The organism is Acinetobacter populi, from assembly GCF_002174125.1.
Taxonomy (GTDB): Bacteria; Pseudomonadota; Gammaproteobacteria; order Pseudomonadales; family Moraxellaceae; genus Acinetobacter; species Acinetobacter populi.
In genome coordinates this window covers 46857-62293 of the sequence record NZ_NEXX01000006.1, presented here as the reverse complement: position 1 = coordinate 62293, position 15437 = coordinate 46857, and the positions used below count along the sequence as shown (strand labels likewise).

The 15437-nt window shown below is 40.6% G+C and carries 14 protein-coding genes and 1 tRNA gene; 10 read left to right on the top strand and 5 right to left on the bottom strand.

The features are described 5' to 3' along the window. Positions 1-243 precede the first annotated feature (243 nt). Together CAP51_RS14395 and ppsA are read right to left on the bottom strand one after the other, a co-directional pair. On the bottom strand, positions 244-1032 hold the full coding sequence (locus CAP51_RS14395) for an RDD family protein (protein ID WP_087621656.1): 789 nt from the start codon (positions 1030-1032) through the stop codon (positions 244-246). 76 nt (positions 1033-1108) lie between these two features. Beyond that, positions 1109-3487, bottom strand: coding sequence for a phosphoenolpyruvate synthase (gene ppsA / locus CAP51_RS14390; RefSeq protein WP_087621459.1), 2379 nt, complete (start codon positions 3485-3487; stop codon positions 1109-1111). A 207-nt stretch (positions 3488-3694) separates the two neighbouring features. Here ppsA and ppsR point away from each other — a divergent pair, with 207 nt between their 5' ends. The 4 genes from ppsR to CAP51_RS14370 all read left to right on the top strand — a co-directional run bounded on the left by ppsR (position 3695) and on the right by CAP51_RS14370 (position 7171). Further along, positions 3695-4531, top strand: a complete 837-nt coding sequence (ppsR, locus tag CAP51_RS14385; protein WP_087621458.1) for a posphoenolpyruvate synthetase regulatory kinase/phosphorylase PpsR — start codon at positions 3695-3697, stop codon at positions 4529-4531. Positions 4532-4711: 180 nt separating this feature from the next. Continuing rightward, positions 4712-5728, top strand: coding sequence for an aspartate carbamoyltransferase catalytic subunit (locus CAP51_RS14380; RefSeq protein ID WP_087621457.1), 1017 nt, complete (start codon positions 4712-4714; stop codon positions 5726-5728). Between the two features lie 22 nt (positions 5729-5750). Continuing rightward, a complete protein-coding gene (locus tag CAP51_RS14375; protein WP_087621456.1) occupies positions 5751-6995 on the top strand; it encodes a dihydroorotase in 1245 nt (414 codons plus the stop codon). A 100-nt stretch (positions 6996-7095) separates the two neighbouring features. Further along, positions 7096-7171 (top strand) — tRNA-Arg (locus CAP51_RS14370). Between the two features lie 160 nt (positions 7172-7331). On the opposite strand, the gene CAP51_RS14365 is transcribed toward CAP51_RS14370, so the two are convergent. Both CAP51_RS14365 and CAP51_RS14360 read right to left on the bottom strand, forming a co-directional pair. Next, on the bottom strand, positions 7332-7919 hold the full coding sequence (locus CAP51_RS14365) for a YitT family protein (RefSeq protein WP_245809182.1): 588 nt from the start codon (positions 7917-7919) through the stop codon (positions 7332-7334). Between the two features lie 158 nt (positions 7920-8077). Next, a complete protein-coding gene (locus CAP51_RS14360; RefSeq protein WP_087621454.1) occupies positions 8078-9310 on the bottom strand; it encodes a threonine ammonia-lyase in 1233 nt (410 codons plus the stop codon). A gap of 292 nt (positions 9311-9602) precedes the next feature. Here CAP51_RS14360 and CAP51_RS14355 point away from each other — a divergent pair, with 292 nt between their 5' ends. Next, positions 9603-10073: an Lrp/AsnC family transcriptional regulator gene (locus tag CAP51_RS14355; RefSeq protein ID WP_087621453.1), complete on the top strand. Its 471-nt coding sequence runs from the start codon at positions 9603-9605 to the stop codon at positions 10071-10073. Positions 10074-10107: 34 nt separating this feature from the next. On the opposite strand, the gene pcp is transcribed toward CAP51_RS14355, so the two are convergent. Beyond that, the gene (pcp, locus tag CAP51_RS14350) at positions 10108-10761 is read right to left on the bottom strand and encodes a pyroglutamyl-peptidase I (protein WP_087621452.1); all 654 of its coding nucleotides are present in this window, start codon (positions 10759-10761) and stop codon (positions 10108-10110) included. Positions 10762-11061: 300 nt separating this feature from the next. Here pcp and metC point away from each other — a divergent pair, with 300 nt between their 5' ends. The 5 genes from metC (at position 11062) to trxB (ending at position 15359) form a co-directional block, all read left to right on the top strand. Next, a complete protein-coding gene (gene metC / locus CAP51_RS14345; protein WP_087621451.1) occupies positions 11062-12228 on the top strand; it encodes a cystathionine beta-lyase in 1167 nt (388 codons plus the stop codon). Positions 12229-12489: 261 nt separating this feature from the next. Continuing rightward, positions 12490-13320, top strand: a complete 831-nt coding sequence (locus tag CAP51_RS14340) for a TonB family protein (protein ID WP_087621450.1) — start codon at positions 12490-12492, stop codon at positions 13318-13320. Positions 13321-13348: 28 nt separating this feature from the next. Beyond that, the gene (locus tag CAP51_RS14335; protein WP_087621449.1) at positions 13349-13909 is read left to right on the top strand and encodes a MotA/TolQ/ExbB proton channel family protein; all 561 of its coding nucleotides are present in this window, start codon (positions 13349-13351) and stop codon (positions 13907-13909) included. A 59-nt stretch (positions 13910-13968) separates the two neighbouring features. Continuing rightward, on the top strand, positions 13969-14373 hold the full coding sequence (locus CAP51_RS14330) for an ExbD/TolR family protein (protein WP_087621448.1): 405 nt from the start codon (positions 13969-13971) through the stop codon (positions 14371-14373). Positions 14374-14399: 26 nt separating this feature from the next. After that, the gene (trxB, locus tag CAP51_RS14325; RefSeq protein WP_087621655.1) at positions 14400-15359 is read left to right on the top strand and encodes a thioredoxin-disulfide reductase; all 960 of its coding nucleotides are present in this window, start codon (positions 14400-14402) and stop codon (positions 15357-15359) included. Positions 15360-15437: the final 78 nt, after the last annotated feature.

Sequence of the window (15437 nt, the reverse complement as noted above, 5' to 3'; positions counted from 1 at the left end):
ATATTATATTTAAAAATATTATATAAAATAATATTTTAATAGAAGCAAGCAGGTTTTATCATCATTTTATAGGCTGTGGCGTGTGTCACATTTTTTACTTATATTTTATTATAAAGTATTTGAAATCAAATGATTAGGTGCTATCAATGGTTGAAATTATGTTTTGATAAATATACATTGGATTTAAGTTAAAATAAAAAACCCTAAATTTGATAGGGTTTTTTTGTAAAATTGCTTGATTGGTTATTTTTTGTCTATTACCACTGTTCTTGCTAGACGGTCATGCAGCGCCTGACGTTTTTTGCCAAAGGCAAATACCCAGTCAATCAAGGAAAAGATAGGGGTAATAAAATAATTCAGGATAATAAAGCAGATGCTACGTAGCAAGAAGCTGCGGGTAATATTGACAGGTACTTTGGTCGTGGCATCAACAATTTGAATCCCTAGCACTTTTTTACCTATACTCTGACCAGTCTTATGTAGCAAAATTGCCTGTAACACCAGCATGGCAAGAATATAACCTGCCATGGCAAGCCAGACACTTTGTGGTACTAACGCCAATACCTCATAAGATAACTGATTGGCCTGATCTACTTTATCCTGACCAATTAAGGTGAAGATTTCACCCTGAAGTTTTGCCACCTGAGCTTTTTGTTCAGCACTCATAAATGCGGTACTAAATAAACCTGCCGGAATCCATAGGCAAAGATCGATAAATTTTGCAAATGCACGTTTTGAGAGTGGCGCTAGGGCAGCAGGTTTTTTTTCGATGGCTATTTTTGCTGTTGTGGTATTTTGTTCAGGTACTGGATTGAATGGGGTAGATGCAGGTGCTGCTTCGGCAGTTTGGGGTGCTTCTGGATAATAGTATGATTGTCCTTGTGTGACTTCGCCCACTGTTTTCCATTCGGTCATGCCGATATGCCAAATTAAATCTGTGAGAAGAACTTGTTGGCTCGCGAGCATTTGATTGAGTTGCTCGACAGTGTAAGGACCTGCTTGCTGGTTATTTCTCGCCAAATAAATTTGCATCATTAAATCTCAAAAACAGATAAAAAATAAAAAAAGACCCTATGTAATATAGGGTCTTTTGGGAAAATAACAAGTCTTATTGGTTATTGGCTTTTTCTTCTGCGAGGAAGAACCATGTATCTAACACAGAATCTGGGTTTAATGACACGGATTCGATACCTTGTTCCATGAGCCATTTTGCCAGATCTGGATGGTCTGAAGGACCTTGTCCACAGATACCAACGTATTTACCGGCTTTACGACATGCATGAATCGCCATAGACAATAATGCTTTTACGGCTGGATCACGTTCATCAAATAAATGTGATACGATACCGGAGTCACGATCCAGACCCAGTGTTAATTGTGTCAAATCGTTTGAACCAATAGAGAAACCATCGAAATGTTCAAGGAATTGTTCAGCCAATAATGCATTGGTTGGCAATTCGCACATCATGATGACTTTCAGACCATTTTCACCACGTTTTAAACCATTTAATGCCAACAGTTCAATCACGCGTTTTGCTTCGGCAACTGTACGCACGAAAGGAATCATGATTTGAATATTGGTTAGGCCCATTTCGTCACGGGCTTTTTTCAAGGCGCGGCATTCTAGTTCAAAACAGTCACGGAAGTTATCAGAAACATAACGACTTGCACCACGGAAGCCCAGCATTGGGTTTTCTTCTTCTGGTTCGTATAATTTACCGCCAATCAGGTTTGCATATTCATTGGATTTAAAATCAGACATACGCACAATGACAGGTTTGTCGGCAAATGCAGCAGCCAGTGTAGCGATACCTTCAACCAGTTTTTCAACATAGAATTCAACCGGAGAAGAATAACCGGCAGTACGTGCAGCAACGGCAGCACGAGTTTCACGTGGCAAGCTATCGATATTGATTAATGCTTTTGGATGCACACCAATCATACGGTTGATGATGAATTCCAGACGTGCCAGACCAATACCAGCATTTGGAATTTGTGCAAAATCAAAAGCACGATCCGGATTACCGACATTCATCATGATCTTAAATGCAAGTGAAGGCATGGATTCGATAGAGTTTCGTTGCACCTCAAAATCCAGCGCACCTTCATAAATAAAGCCGGTATCACCTTCGGCACATGAAACTGTTACTTCCTGATCATCTTTTAATACTTCAGTTGCATTCCCACAACCAACAATTGCTGGTACGCCAAGTTCACGGGCAATAATTGCTGCATGACAGGTACGACCACCACGATTGGTAATGATGGCAGCAGCACGTTTCATGACGGGTTCCCAGTCTGGATCTGTCATGTCAGATACCAGTACATCACCAGGTTGTACTTTATCCATTTCTTTGATGCTCGTCACGATACGGACTTTACCAGAACCGATACGCTGACCGATTGAACGGCCTTCACACAGTACATTACCTTTTTGTTTAAGCAGATAACGTTCCATTGTGCCAGCAGATTGACGGCTTTTTACAGTTTCTGGACGCGCTTGTACGATGTAAATTTGTTGATCATCACCATCTTTGGCCCATTCGATGTCCATCGGTGCGCCATAATGTTGTTCAATGATCAGTGCTTGTTTGGCAAGTTCTTGTAATTCATGATCATTCAAAGCAAATTGTTGGCGATCTTGTTTTTCAACATCAACGATTTCAACGGAACGACCCGCAGCGCCATCTGTGGTGTAAACCATTTTCTTATGTTTAGAACCAAGATTACGACGTAATACCGAATGTTTTCCTGCATTCAACAATGGTTTTGAAAGATAGAATTCATCCGGGTTGACTGCACCCTGAACTACCATTTCACCCAGACCATAAGAGGCGGTGATAAATACGACATCACGGAAGCCTGATTCGGTATCGAGGGTAAACATTACACCCGCAGCACCTGTTTCTGAACGGACCATACGTTGTACGCCGGCAGAAAGTGCCACGATGTCATGGTCAAAACCTTGATGGACACGGTAGGCAATGGCGCGGTCATTATATAGAGATGCAAATACTTCTTTAATTGCAATCAGAACATTCTCAATACCACGAATGTTCAGGAAAGTTTCTTGTTGTCCAGCAAAAGATGCATCGGGTAAATCTTCTGCTGTTGCTGATGAACGTACTGCAACAGAAATATTGGGATTACCATTTGACATTGCAGTAAATGCATCACGAACTTCTTGTTCGAGTTCTGGAGTCAGTGGTGAATCGACGATCCATTTACGGATTTTGGCGCCAGTTTCTGTGAGTGTTGCAATATCATCAACATTTAAGCTTGCAAGCTCTGCTTGAATTTTGGCTTTTAAACCACTTTTTTCAAGGAACTCACGGTAAGCGTCGGCAGTAGTCGCAAAACCACCAGGCACTGATACTCCAGCATTGGAAAGATGGCTAATCATTTCACCTAAAGAGGCATTTTTTCCACCCACCCGTTCAACATCATGTTTGCCTAATTTTTCCAGACCAATAACGCGTGCTTCCAAGATCGTTACTCCACTGTGATGTAAGTAAAAAATTTAAAAAAGTTTAAAAAGAACGTGTAGACATTATATCAATACTATTCATGAATAAATTGCCAAAACGAGCTTTATGTGCCTATATTTTAGCCGATAGTAGGCGACAGATTTTCAACATGTGTTTACTATAAAGATTATGTGCCATTAAGACAAATGTTTAAGGTGAAAAAAAACATGTCAGAAAGTAACTTGATTCGCCGCAGTGTATTTTTTATTTCCGATGGAACAGCCATTACAGCTGAAACCTTAGGTCATTCTTTATTGGCGCAATTTCCAAATGTTAAGTTTGATATTCATATCAAACCGTATGTGGATTCGGAAGAAAGTGCCTTAAATGTTGTGCTTGAAATTAATAGCACCGCAGCCAAAGAGGGCAATTTGCCACTGGTCTTTGATACCTTGGTTAATCCTGTGGTTCGGGAGATTATTAATACCGCCAATGCAGTGAATCTGGATGTGTTTGAGGGGCTGATCAGTAAGATTGAAACCGAGCTAGATATTAAGGCTACAACTTTAGTCGGACAGACCCATGCGGTGATTGATTCTGAATATTATAAAGCCCGTATCGATGCGGTGCATTTTGCCTTGGATAATGATGATGGGGCACGTACCCGACATTATGATCAGGCAGATATTATTTTGATCGGTGTCTCTCGTTCTGGTAAAACACCGACCTCTATTTATTTGTCATTACAATTTGGTATTCGGGTGGCAAATTATCCATTAACGGAAGAAGATCTGGATGACAATCGGTTACCTGCAGTTTTAAAGGCTCATAAACACAAGCTGTTCGGTTTGATGATTGATGCAGAACGTCTGGTTGCTATCCGTACCGAGCGTAAAGCCAATAGTCGCTATGCCAGCTTTAGCCAGTGTCAAATGGAACTGCGTGCTGTAGAAGGGATTTATATTTCTGAAGGGATTCCATTTTTAAACGTATCTGAAATGTCGATTGAAGAAATTTCTACCCGTATTTTACAAATGACTGGTTTAAAACGCCGGATTGGTTAAAACAGATCATATCCAAATGAATACTATTGAAAACACTGCCAGTCATAATTGGCAGTTTTTAACGAATGAATCGGTTTAAATGGATAAACTTTGTAAGAACGATTAAAACTTGGGCTGCTAAATATTCTCATTTTCAGCTAAACTATGGGCGTTTTCGTGATTCGACCATAGGAATCCATCATGCATATTGCTGCCCAACATCAGCCAAGTCAGATACAATTGAATGATCAGGGAAATTTAAAACATTTCTTAACCATTGAAGGTCTGAGTAAAGACACGCTCCACAAGATTTTAGATACCGCACAAAGTTTTTTTGATGATAATAATAATTTAATTACGTCGCCGTTACTCGAAGGGCGAACTGTAATGAATCTCTTTTTTGAAAATTCCACCCGTACCCGCACTACATTCGAAGCCGCAGCAAAACGACTGTCTGCTAATGTTTTGAATATTGATATTGCTCGTTCCAGTACCTCTAAAGGTGAAACCTTAAGAGATACCTTGTGGAATCTTCAGGCGATGGCTGCGGATATTTTTGTGGTACGTCATTCTGCTTCTGGTGCAGCACATTTTATTGCACAGACAGTTTGTCCGGAGATTGCCATTATTAATGCTGGTGATGGGCGACATGCCCATCCAACGCAGGCCATGCTGGATATGCTGACCATTCAGAGGGAAAGCCATAAACCTTTTTCCGATATCAGCGTAGCAATTATTGGTGATATTAAGCATTCCCGTGTTGCCCGTTCTGATGTTGCTGCCTTGCAGACATTAGGTTGTAAAGATATTCGTGTGATTGGTCCGCGTACTTTATTACCAGTGGGTTTTGAAGAATATGCCCCTGATGTTCAGCTATTTACCAATATGGATGAAGGTGTAAAAGACTGTGATGTGATCATTGCACTACGTATTCAGAACGAACGGATTGATTCTCCGGCATTATCTTCCCAGCAGGAATTTTATAAATTATTCGGTTTGGATGAACGGCGTTTGGCATTGGCCAAACCGGATGCGATTGTCATGCATCCTGGTCCGATGAATCGTGGTGTTGAAATTGCCTCCAGTATTGCTGATGGTACGCAATCGGTGATTCTAAAACAGGTCACCAATGGTATTGCAGTACGTATGGCTGTGCTTGCTTTATCCATGCAAGGGCAATTGCAAGCACAAGGTTTAATTGACGCGTTGGCGATTTAGACGGTTTAAAGGATAAGATGACATGAGCAATATTGTAAAAATTGAAAATGTACGTGTTTTAAACCCGGTAACGCAGACTGATCAGGTACAAACAGTTTATCTGAACGAAGGCAAAATTGTTGCTGAAACTGATATTGATCAAGCGCAAATAACGCGTGTAGATGGTACAGGTAAATGGCTAATGCCGACCATGCTGGATCTGTGTGCCCGGTTACGAGAACCAGGCCAACAACAACATGGTACTCTAAAATCGGAAGGTCATGCTGCTCGTCAGAATGGTATCTTACATGTCATTACGCCACCAGATAGCAAACCAATCGTGCAGGATAATGGTGCATTAATTCAAGGTCTAAAAGAAAAAGCCTTAAAAGATGGTGACATTTATTTACACATTATCGGGGCACAAACGCAAGGTCTTAAAGGACAGCAACCGGCTAATATGGCTGGGCTTCAAAAGGGTGGCTGCATTGCGGTTTCCAATGCCAATGCAGCCTTTGCCGATGATGATGTGGTTATTCGCACATTGGAATATGCAGCAGGTCTGGGACTTAAAGTTGTCTTTTATGCAGAAGAACCTGAAATCGCCAAAGATGGCTGTGTACATGAAGGCTTTATTGCGTCACGTCAGGGACTACCGATGATTCCGCCAATGGCAGAAACAGTGGCAATTGCCAAATATTTGCAAATGATTGAAGCAACGGGTGTCAGTGCGCATTTTGGTTTGTTATCCTGCGGTGCTTCGGTTGAGCTTATCGCACAGGCAAAAGCTAAAGGTTTGCCTGTCACAGCCGATGTAGCAATGCATCAACTGCATTTAACCGATATCATTATTGATGGTTTTAATTCATTGGCGCATGTTCGTCCTCCATTACGATCCGAACAAGACAAGATTAAACTGCGTGAAGGCGTCAAATCAGGCGTTATTGATGCAATTTGTACCCATCATGAACCTTTGAGTGCTTCTGCAAAAATGGCACCTTTTGCTGAAACTGAGTCTGGTTTTAGTGCTTTTGATAGCTTTGTTGCTTTAGGCGTACAACTGGTCAAAGATGATCTATTAAGTCCTTTGCAATGGGTGGAGAAAGTCACCACACAAGCTGCAAAAATCTTTGATCTGACCGAAGTTTGGCAGCAACAGTCGGGCTGGGTCTTGGTAAATCCAGAACAACAATGGGTATTGGATAAACATACGATTTTATCGAATGGTAAAAATACACCATTATTGGGTACGCAATTACAGGGTAAAGTTGAGCAGGTTTTTAGTTAGATCATTATTTATCGAGTGAAAGTTAGGCAATTATCATGTGGAAGATGAACTTTACTTTACCTTGCCATGATTTTTGCCTATGATGTGCAACCACAACAATGCGCTCATAGCTCAACTGGATAGAGTACAGGTCTCCGAAGCCTGTGGCGTGGGTTCGAGTCCCGCTGAGCGCACCACTTCTTTATTTTACCTCATTCGATATTGTATTCTAAGTCTTGTAAATCAAATGAAATTTATAGAGTAGTAGCTGCCTAATTCCATTGTTTTCCGAATGCCTTCCTTTTCTATGCACAATAATCTGATTAAGAATAAAAACGAGTGCATATCATCTATACTTCAAACAATATAACGCTGATCTTTATGATTCATGGTGATCACCAGATTTAAAATCACGGCACCGATAAGTGAGATCAATAATAAATGAATGTCCATAAAAAATGATGAAATAAAGAGAATTGATAAATCCATGATCATTTGGAATTTACCGGCAGAAATTTTGTAGTGTTGTTGCATATATAAAGCCAGTATATTGATTCCACCTAGACTGGATTTATGTCTAAATAAAATTAACAGTGCAATTCCGATTAAAAGATTGGCAATGATTGCTGTATAGAACGGATGAATCATTTGGATATGGATAAAGTGCGGAGTAATTTCAGTAAATAGATAAACTAATCCAATCGCAGCAATGGTTTTGATGACAAAATTAAGCCCCATTTTTTTATAGGCCAAATAAAAGAACACACTATTCACCAGAAAAAATAGAAGACCAAATTGAATGTGTGAGATGTAGTGTAATAGCAGTGCCAATCCCATAGTTCCACCCATCATCAGACCAGTTTGTTGAATAAGATTGAGGGCAAAAGACAAAATAAAGGTCCCTGTTAATAACGCCAAAATATCTTCAAGGGTGGAATGCGGCATAACCACAGGCCGATTTTCACTTTTAATGCGAGTAGCTGGATCTGAAACAGGGTGTTGTGAGGATGGAGGATTCATACTTGATAACTTAATTCGATAAAAAACTATTTTTACCCATACCGGTTAACCGGCATGGATACTGAGAAGAACAGGTACTGATCTTATAAATATTCTTTTTTGACCACATATTTTTCTTGCGTCAAAGCATTGAGCAGAATATCCAGATCAGATGCACTTTTTAATTCGATATCTACGCTGACAGCACTTTCTTTGGCCCGACTGGCAGCAGCAAAACGCTCATGTCTGAGTTCATAGATATTGCCATTATATTCGGCAATGATGGCGGTTAAACGCGCCAGTGCGCCGGGGTTATCCGGTAATTCCACCCGGATTCGTACAATTCTTCCGGTTCGGGTTAAATGGCGTTGTAGCACTGCGATCATCACCCGCGTATCTATATTCCCGCCAGATAAAATGACGCCAACCTGACGTCCTGTAAAATACTGTGGATAAGCCATTAATGCACCAATACCGATAGCACCAGCACCTTCACACACGGTTTTTTCCACATTCAATAAGAGGGCAATGGCTTCTTCGAGTGTGTCTTCATCAACAATCAAAATATCATCTACATACTGATTAATAATTTGCTGGGTCAGTTGCCCCGGTTGACTGACGGCAATGCCCTCGGCGACTGTAGATGTTGCGCCTACAGGAATATTTTGCTTGCCAAAACAACGTGCAATTTCGGAATAAGCTGCTGTTTGTACGCCTACAATTTTGATGTCGGGGCGTATTGCTTTGGCAGCAATGGCAATACCGGAAATAAGCCCACCACCGCCTACTGGCACAATAAGGGTATCTATATCCGGTCTGTCATTTAAAATTTCCAGTGCGATGGTACCTTGACCTGCAATAATATCCGGATCATCAAATGGGTGCACAATGGTCATCTTTTTTTCGATTGCAAGACGCTGCATTTCCAGTGCGGCTTCATTGAAGTTTTTACCATGTAGAATCACATTTGCACCAAATTCTTTTACCCGTTGAACCTTAATATTGGGTGTATTTTCCGGCATGATAATTGTGGCATTACTTTGGGTTTTTTGTGCATGATAGGCCAGTCCTTGTGCATGATTACCTGCCGAGGCTGTAATGACACCTTTTTCTTTTTCTTCTGTAGACAGGCTAAGCAATTTGTTTAATGCACCGCGTTCTTTAAATGACGCAGTAAATTGCAGATTTTCAAATTTGAGATAAAGCGTGGTATTTAACTGTTTGGATAGTGTTTCTGAAAATAAAAAAGGGGTTCTGACCACTGTATTATTCAGGCGTACAGCAGCAGTTTCGATGTCCTGTAAAGTAGGAATAGACGTACAGATGTGCTGTGACATAAAAACTCCGTAATTAACACGATTTGCCAGTTTGGGGGAGATTAGCCATAAGTCAAGCAGATCAAAAAAATCTACGTGCTGATGGAAATAAGTGGATAAAATCTATAATAATCGTGTTTAGGGAAATATTATTTTAATTTTCTAAAAAAATTAAGAAAAATGGATCAATATTTCTTAAAAAGAGCTATATGTAGAATTAATATTCTAATATAGTATGAGATAGAGAATGCGATTTGAGCATCAGCACATGCTTTCTTGCTTTTTCATCTTTCTAACAGGAAATATGGCGCCAATGAAATTCCAGCTCGATAAATATGATCGTATTATTTTGGATATTTTACAAAAAGACTGTACCCGTTCCATTGGGGATATTGCTGATCGTGTTGGTTTAAGTAATACGGCATGTTGGCGTCGAATCCATAAAATGGAAGAAGATGGAATTATTCGTGCCAAAGTGGCATTACTCGATCGTAAAAAATTAAATATTAATGTAATCGTAATCGTTTTTATCAAGACAGCACAGCATAGTGTTGAATGGATTAAGAATTTTCATGATCATATCAACAGCATAGATGAAGTGATTGAGGTTTATCGCATGGCAGGTGAAACGGATTACCTGCTTAAGGTCGCTGTTTCCGATGTGGCAGAATACGACAAAGTCTATAAAAAATTAATCCAGATTTCCGGTCTGGCCGATGTCAGTTCCAGTTTTGCCATGGAGCAAATTAAATATTCGACAGAATTACCATTAAATTTCTTTTAAAATGATAAGAAATCAATGCAATGCATGACTGCGCTTAAGCAATATGTCCAGCTGGTATAGAGAGATCCTGTGAGGTCAATAGGGCAGTTGAAATTGCAATTTGAATGGCCTGAATGTGCTGGGCTAAATCCATGGTTGCTGGTGATACGATACCTGAACCGGAAAATGCCGGAACATGAATAAAGCCTGCGCGCACTTGTGGTGCATGCTGCTGTAAATAATGCATGACATTATAAAATACATGGTTACAGACAAATGTCCCGGCTGTATTGGAAATTTCACAGGCAATCTGCTGTTCCCGAATGGCGTGTAGCATGGCTTTAATGGGCAAATTACTGAAATATGCCGCAGGACCAGTCAACTGAATCTTTTTATCAATGGGCTGTTGACCTGCATTGTCGGGGATATTGGCATCATCAATATTGATTGCAATTCGTTCCAGAGAAATAGCTGCACGATTTGCAGCAAGTTCCAAACAGATGACGAGTGTGGGCTGCAATGTTTGTAAAGCCTGTAAAAGTGTTTGTGATGCCCGATGAAATTCGCAGGGTAATTGTCGTGCATGTACGACATGGTGATGGATTTGCCATTGATCCAAGGCCTGTGCAATGGTCCAAGAAGGATTGTGCTGATAGGTATCAAAGGCTTCAAAACCAGTGACCAGAACAGTAGGTGAGGGCAGATACATGGAATTCTCGAACAATTTTTCTAAAACTAAACAGAAAAGAATGATTAAGCCTCAATATTGATCAATCCATGTGATTACACAAGTAAAACCAATAAAATTAGCAAAATCTATGCCATATGGGTGTAAATATATTTATTTACTATAACAAGCCATTTATGGATAATTTATCTATTAAATTATAACTTTTTAAAAAATTATTCTAATTTTATCCTTATAAAGTAAAAAAATTAAAAATCAATTTTTTTAAATTGTTCTATTCTCAAATTGAAATCAATCTGAAATAAATTTTTTGGTACTTTTATGAGTCATATACATACGCAAGCCATTAATGTGGGCAGAACGCCGCAACGTTTTGATGGATTGGTCAATACCCCTGTATTCCGTGGATCTACAATTCTGGCCAATAGTTTTAAAGAATGGGAACAGACCAAACAAAACGGCGATTTATATCGAAATTATGGGCGTTTTGGTACGGCAACGACCAAGTCTTTTGAAAAAGCAATTAATGATTTGGAAGGTGGTGCCGGTTGTATGGTATTTCCTTCTGGTTTATCTGCCTGCACGCATGCATTAATGGCATTTGTGAAAACAGGTGATCATGTATTGATTGCCGACAATATTTATGGTCCGACACGTAATTTTGCAGATCATGTTTTAACGCGTCTGGGCATTACGGTTGAATATTTTGATTCAACCTGTTTAGCCGAATTACAACAAAAGATCAATGCAAAAACCAGTGTGGTATTTATCGAATCACCCGGATCGATCACTTTTGAATTTAGTGATGTGGCTGCCATTTCGGACATTAGTCACCAATATGCAGCGAAGGTTTTGGTTGATAATTCATGGGCAACACCTTTATTTTTTAAACCGCTTGAACATGGTGCGGATGTTTCCATTCAGGCTGTGACCAAATATATCGGTGGGCATTCTGACCTTTTGATGGGCACTGCTACCGCAAATGCTGAAAGTTTGGATCAGTTAAATCAAAGCGTACATTTTTTTGGCGAAACCACCAGTCCGGACGATTTATTTTTGGCTTTGCGTGGGCTACGTAGTTTGGCAGTACGTTTAAAACAGCATCATGACAATGGTATCGCTCTAGCACAATGTCTAGCGGCTCATCCTGCGGTTGATGTGGTATGTCATCCTGCATTGCCGAATAGTCCTGATCATGCTCTCTGGCAGCGTGATTTTGCAGGGGCTTCAGGGCTGTTTTCATTTTATCTGAAAACACAGGATCCAGCATTTGTTGAAAGTTTCTTTGATCGTCTAGAGTTTTTTCATATCGGCTTATCTTGGGGTGGCTACGAAAGTTTAGTGTTACCTGTAGGCAAACCTTATCGTAGTACTTCGACTTTACCGAGCGATGGTTATCTGATTCGTATCCATGCCGGACTGGAGCACGTTGAAGATTTGAAGGCCGATTTATATCAGGCATTGGATCAGGCTGCCAACGCGATATAAAATTGTTTTAACTGTTATGCTAATTGTTTTTAGTGTTCTTGCAAATTGGCATGAAAATTGTTTGTTTAAAGTAGATCTTTTAAGCGGATACAGACTGGTTAAAGAATATGAGTTTATTGTTATTTATCTTTTTAAATAATGATTTAAATATTAATTCTGTGGATCTGGAATGGAATACGGTCATTTTTTATTGACTTGTAAGTGTTCCATACAAAAAAGATTTAATTTGAAAACAACAGCTTTCGGAGGTTTAACAGGCTTATGTATTATTTAGATCAACAGCGTTCCTATAGCACTCCGATGGTGAAGAAAAGTGTCATTTCAACGGTTGCACTTGTTCTGGTTGGACATTTGGGCGGTATCTGGTTGTTGAGTAATTTTCGTGCACCTGAATTGGTCATTCATAAAAAAGAACCAATTCAAGTGCATTTTGTCAAAATTCCTGCACCGTCTACGCCATCTGCACCATTACCAGCTCCGCCGATACAGGAACTTAAACCTGAACCTCAGCAAATACCTAAACCTGAAGTAAAGCCTAAAGAAGTTAAAACTGAACCAAAGATAGAAACACCACCTAAAAAGGTTGAAAAAGTTCAATCTGTCAAAGAGATGGTCCAACCGAAAAAAGTGGTACAGCAGCAGCCGGTAACAGAACAGCATCCAGTGATGCAGACGATTGATGCGACACCGGTAGTAACAAACACACAGGTTCAACCTAAAGAACCCGTGGTTGAAAAAGTGACGTCTCCAACCCCAGTCAATCAACCTGCTGTAGAAGTAAGTAAACCATCTGCGTCATTGCCTGTATTTAAAACTGTCGAAATCGGTGGGACGCAAGGGGTGCAATGGAGTCGTCAACCAAAGATTTCTTATGAACCCGATGCTTTAAAAGGTCAAAACCGTATCGTTGTTTTACAGATCGAAGCCAATGAAAAAGGTGAGATTACCAATGTTCGGGTGATGCAAAGCAGTGGTGTAGAGAATTTAGATCAAATCGTTATGCGGGCAGTACGTAAAGCGAAACTTAAACCTTATGTGGAGGGTGGTGTCACTTATCCAGTAAGGGCTCAGCAGCCATTTCAACTTATCTGATCGAAACTGGCAAATTTTGGAGTAAGGCATGGATTTTTCAATATATTGGCAACATTCTGATGTGATTAGCAAAAGTTTGTATTTTATTTTATTTATGATGTCGTTGATATGCTGGAGTATTTTTATTCTACGCTTAAAAAACACGCGCACACTTCAGAAAAAAGTCTCATCGCAACTTGAGCAAGCCATTGAATCAATCAAGCCTAAATTATCTGCTTTAACGATTGAACAACGTAAATCTGTTGTAGAGCAAATTTTACTGCGTCAGATTGCCGAAGAAAAAACAGCAGCAGATAAAGGCATTTCGGTGTTGGGTACGATTGCTTCTTTGGCACCTTTTGTTGGTTTGTTCGGGACAGTATGGGGAATTTTCCATGCGTTGGTGTCGATTGGTCAAAGTGGTCAGGCTGGTTTGGCACAAGTCGCTACGCCAGTGGGTGAGGCACTGATTATGACAGGTCTGGGACTGGCAGTCGCGATCCCTGCTGTGTTGGCCTATAACATCTGTGTACGTGCCAATCGACGTTTATCGCATACCTTACAGGATCAGGCGCATGTGTTATTGATCGATACGATGTTGCATAAGTGAACCGAAAACTGATGTTTATACGGTTTAACAGCTGAACAATATTTGCTTGGAGAATACACATGGGATTTCAACTTGGTGAAGAGCATGATGGTGGAATGAATGAAATGAACCTGATTCCGCTCATCGATATTATGCTGGTCCTGATGATTATCTTTCTGGTGACGGCGACAGTTGCGAATCCTTCAATTCCGTTGACATTGCCCAAGACCATGGCGGAAATACAAACACCACCGCCCAAACCCATTACGATTAGTATTAATGCAGAGGGTGAGGTGGCATGGAATGATCAAATTATTGGTCTGGGCGAACTTGAACAGCGATTTGAACAGGAAGCTCAGGCTGCCGAAAAACCGACGGTACAATTGCGGGCAGATAAAGACTCACGTTATGACATGGTTGCACAGGTCATGTCCCGTGCCAGTGCGGCAGGCTTAAGTGATATTGCCTTTGTGAGTGAAAATTAATGACGAGTCTTGGATTAGAGGCAGCAATGCAAATGCAGCATAGTAAATTGATTATTTTGGGTTCCGGCCCCGCTGGTTACAGTGCGGCAGTTTATGCTGCCCGTGCCAATTTAAGCCCGACCTTAATTACTGGATTGCAATTAGGCGGACAATTAACCACCACCACCGAAGTGGACAATTGGCCTGGCGGTATCGCTGGCTTAACTGGGCCGTTATTGATGGAGCAAATGAAGGCGCATGCAGAACGCTTTGGAACAACATTTGTTTATGATCATATTCATGCAGTAGATCTTAGTGGACCTCCTTTTATCCTGACAGGTGATGCCGGTCAGTATAGTTGTGATGCCTTGATTATTGCGACAGGTGCAACGGCACAATATCTGGGTCTGGATTCCGAACAAAAATTTATGGGACAGGGTGTCAGTGCCTGTGCAACCTGTGATGGGTTCTTTTATCGCAATCAACATGTCATGGTGGTTGGCGGTGGTAATACAGCGGTAGAAGAAGCGCTGTATTTATCTAACATTGCCAAACATGTCACGTTGGTACATCGACGTGACAGTCTGCGTGCGGAAAAAATCTTACAGGATCATTTATTGGAAAAGCAGCAGCAAGGAAAAATCTCCATCATCTGGAATCATCAGGTCGATGAAGTGTTGGGGGATAATACGGGTGTCACAGGTGTGCGCTTAAAGTCTACACAGCACGACGGTACACAGGAAATCATGTTGCAAGGTGTGTTTATTGCCATTGGACATAAACCCAATACAGCAATATTCGAAGGGCAACTGGATTTGTGTGACGGCTATATTAGAGCAAAAAGTGGTATTGCCGGAAATGTTACGGCCACATCGGTTGAAGGTGTATTTGCTGCCGGTGATGTAGCAGACAGTATTTATCGTCAGGCAATCACTTCGGCAGCATCAGGCTGTATGGCAGCATTAGATGCCGAAAAATATCTAGATTTGCTAGAAGATCAGATTTGAATGATCGCGCAGGATTGTGATGCAGCTGTAATAAATTTTTAAGATTGATATTCTGATTAAAAATAGGACTAACCACAT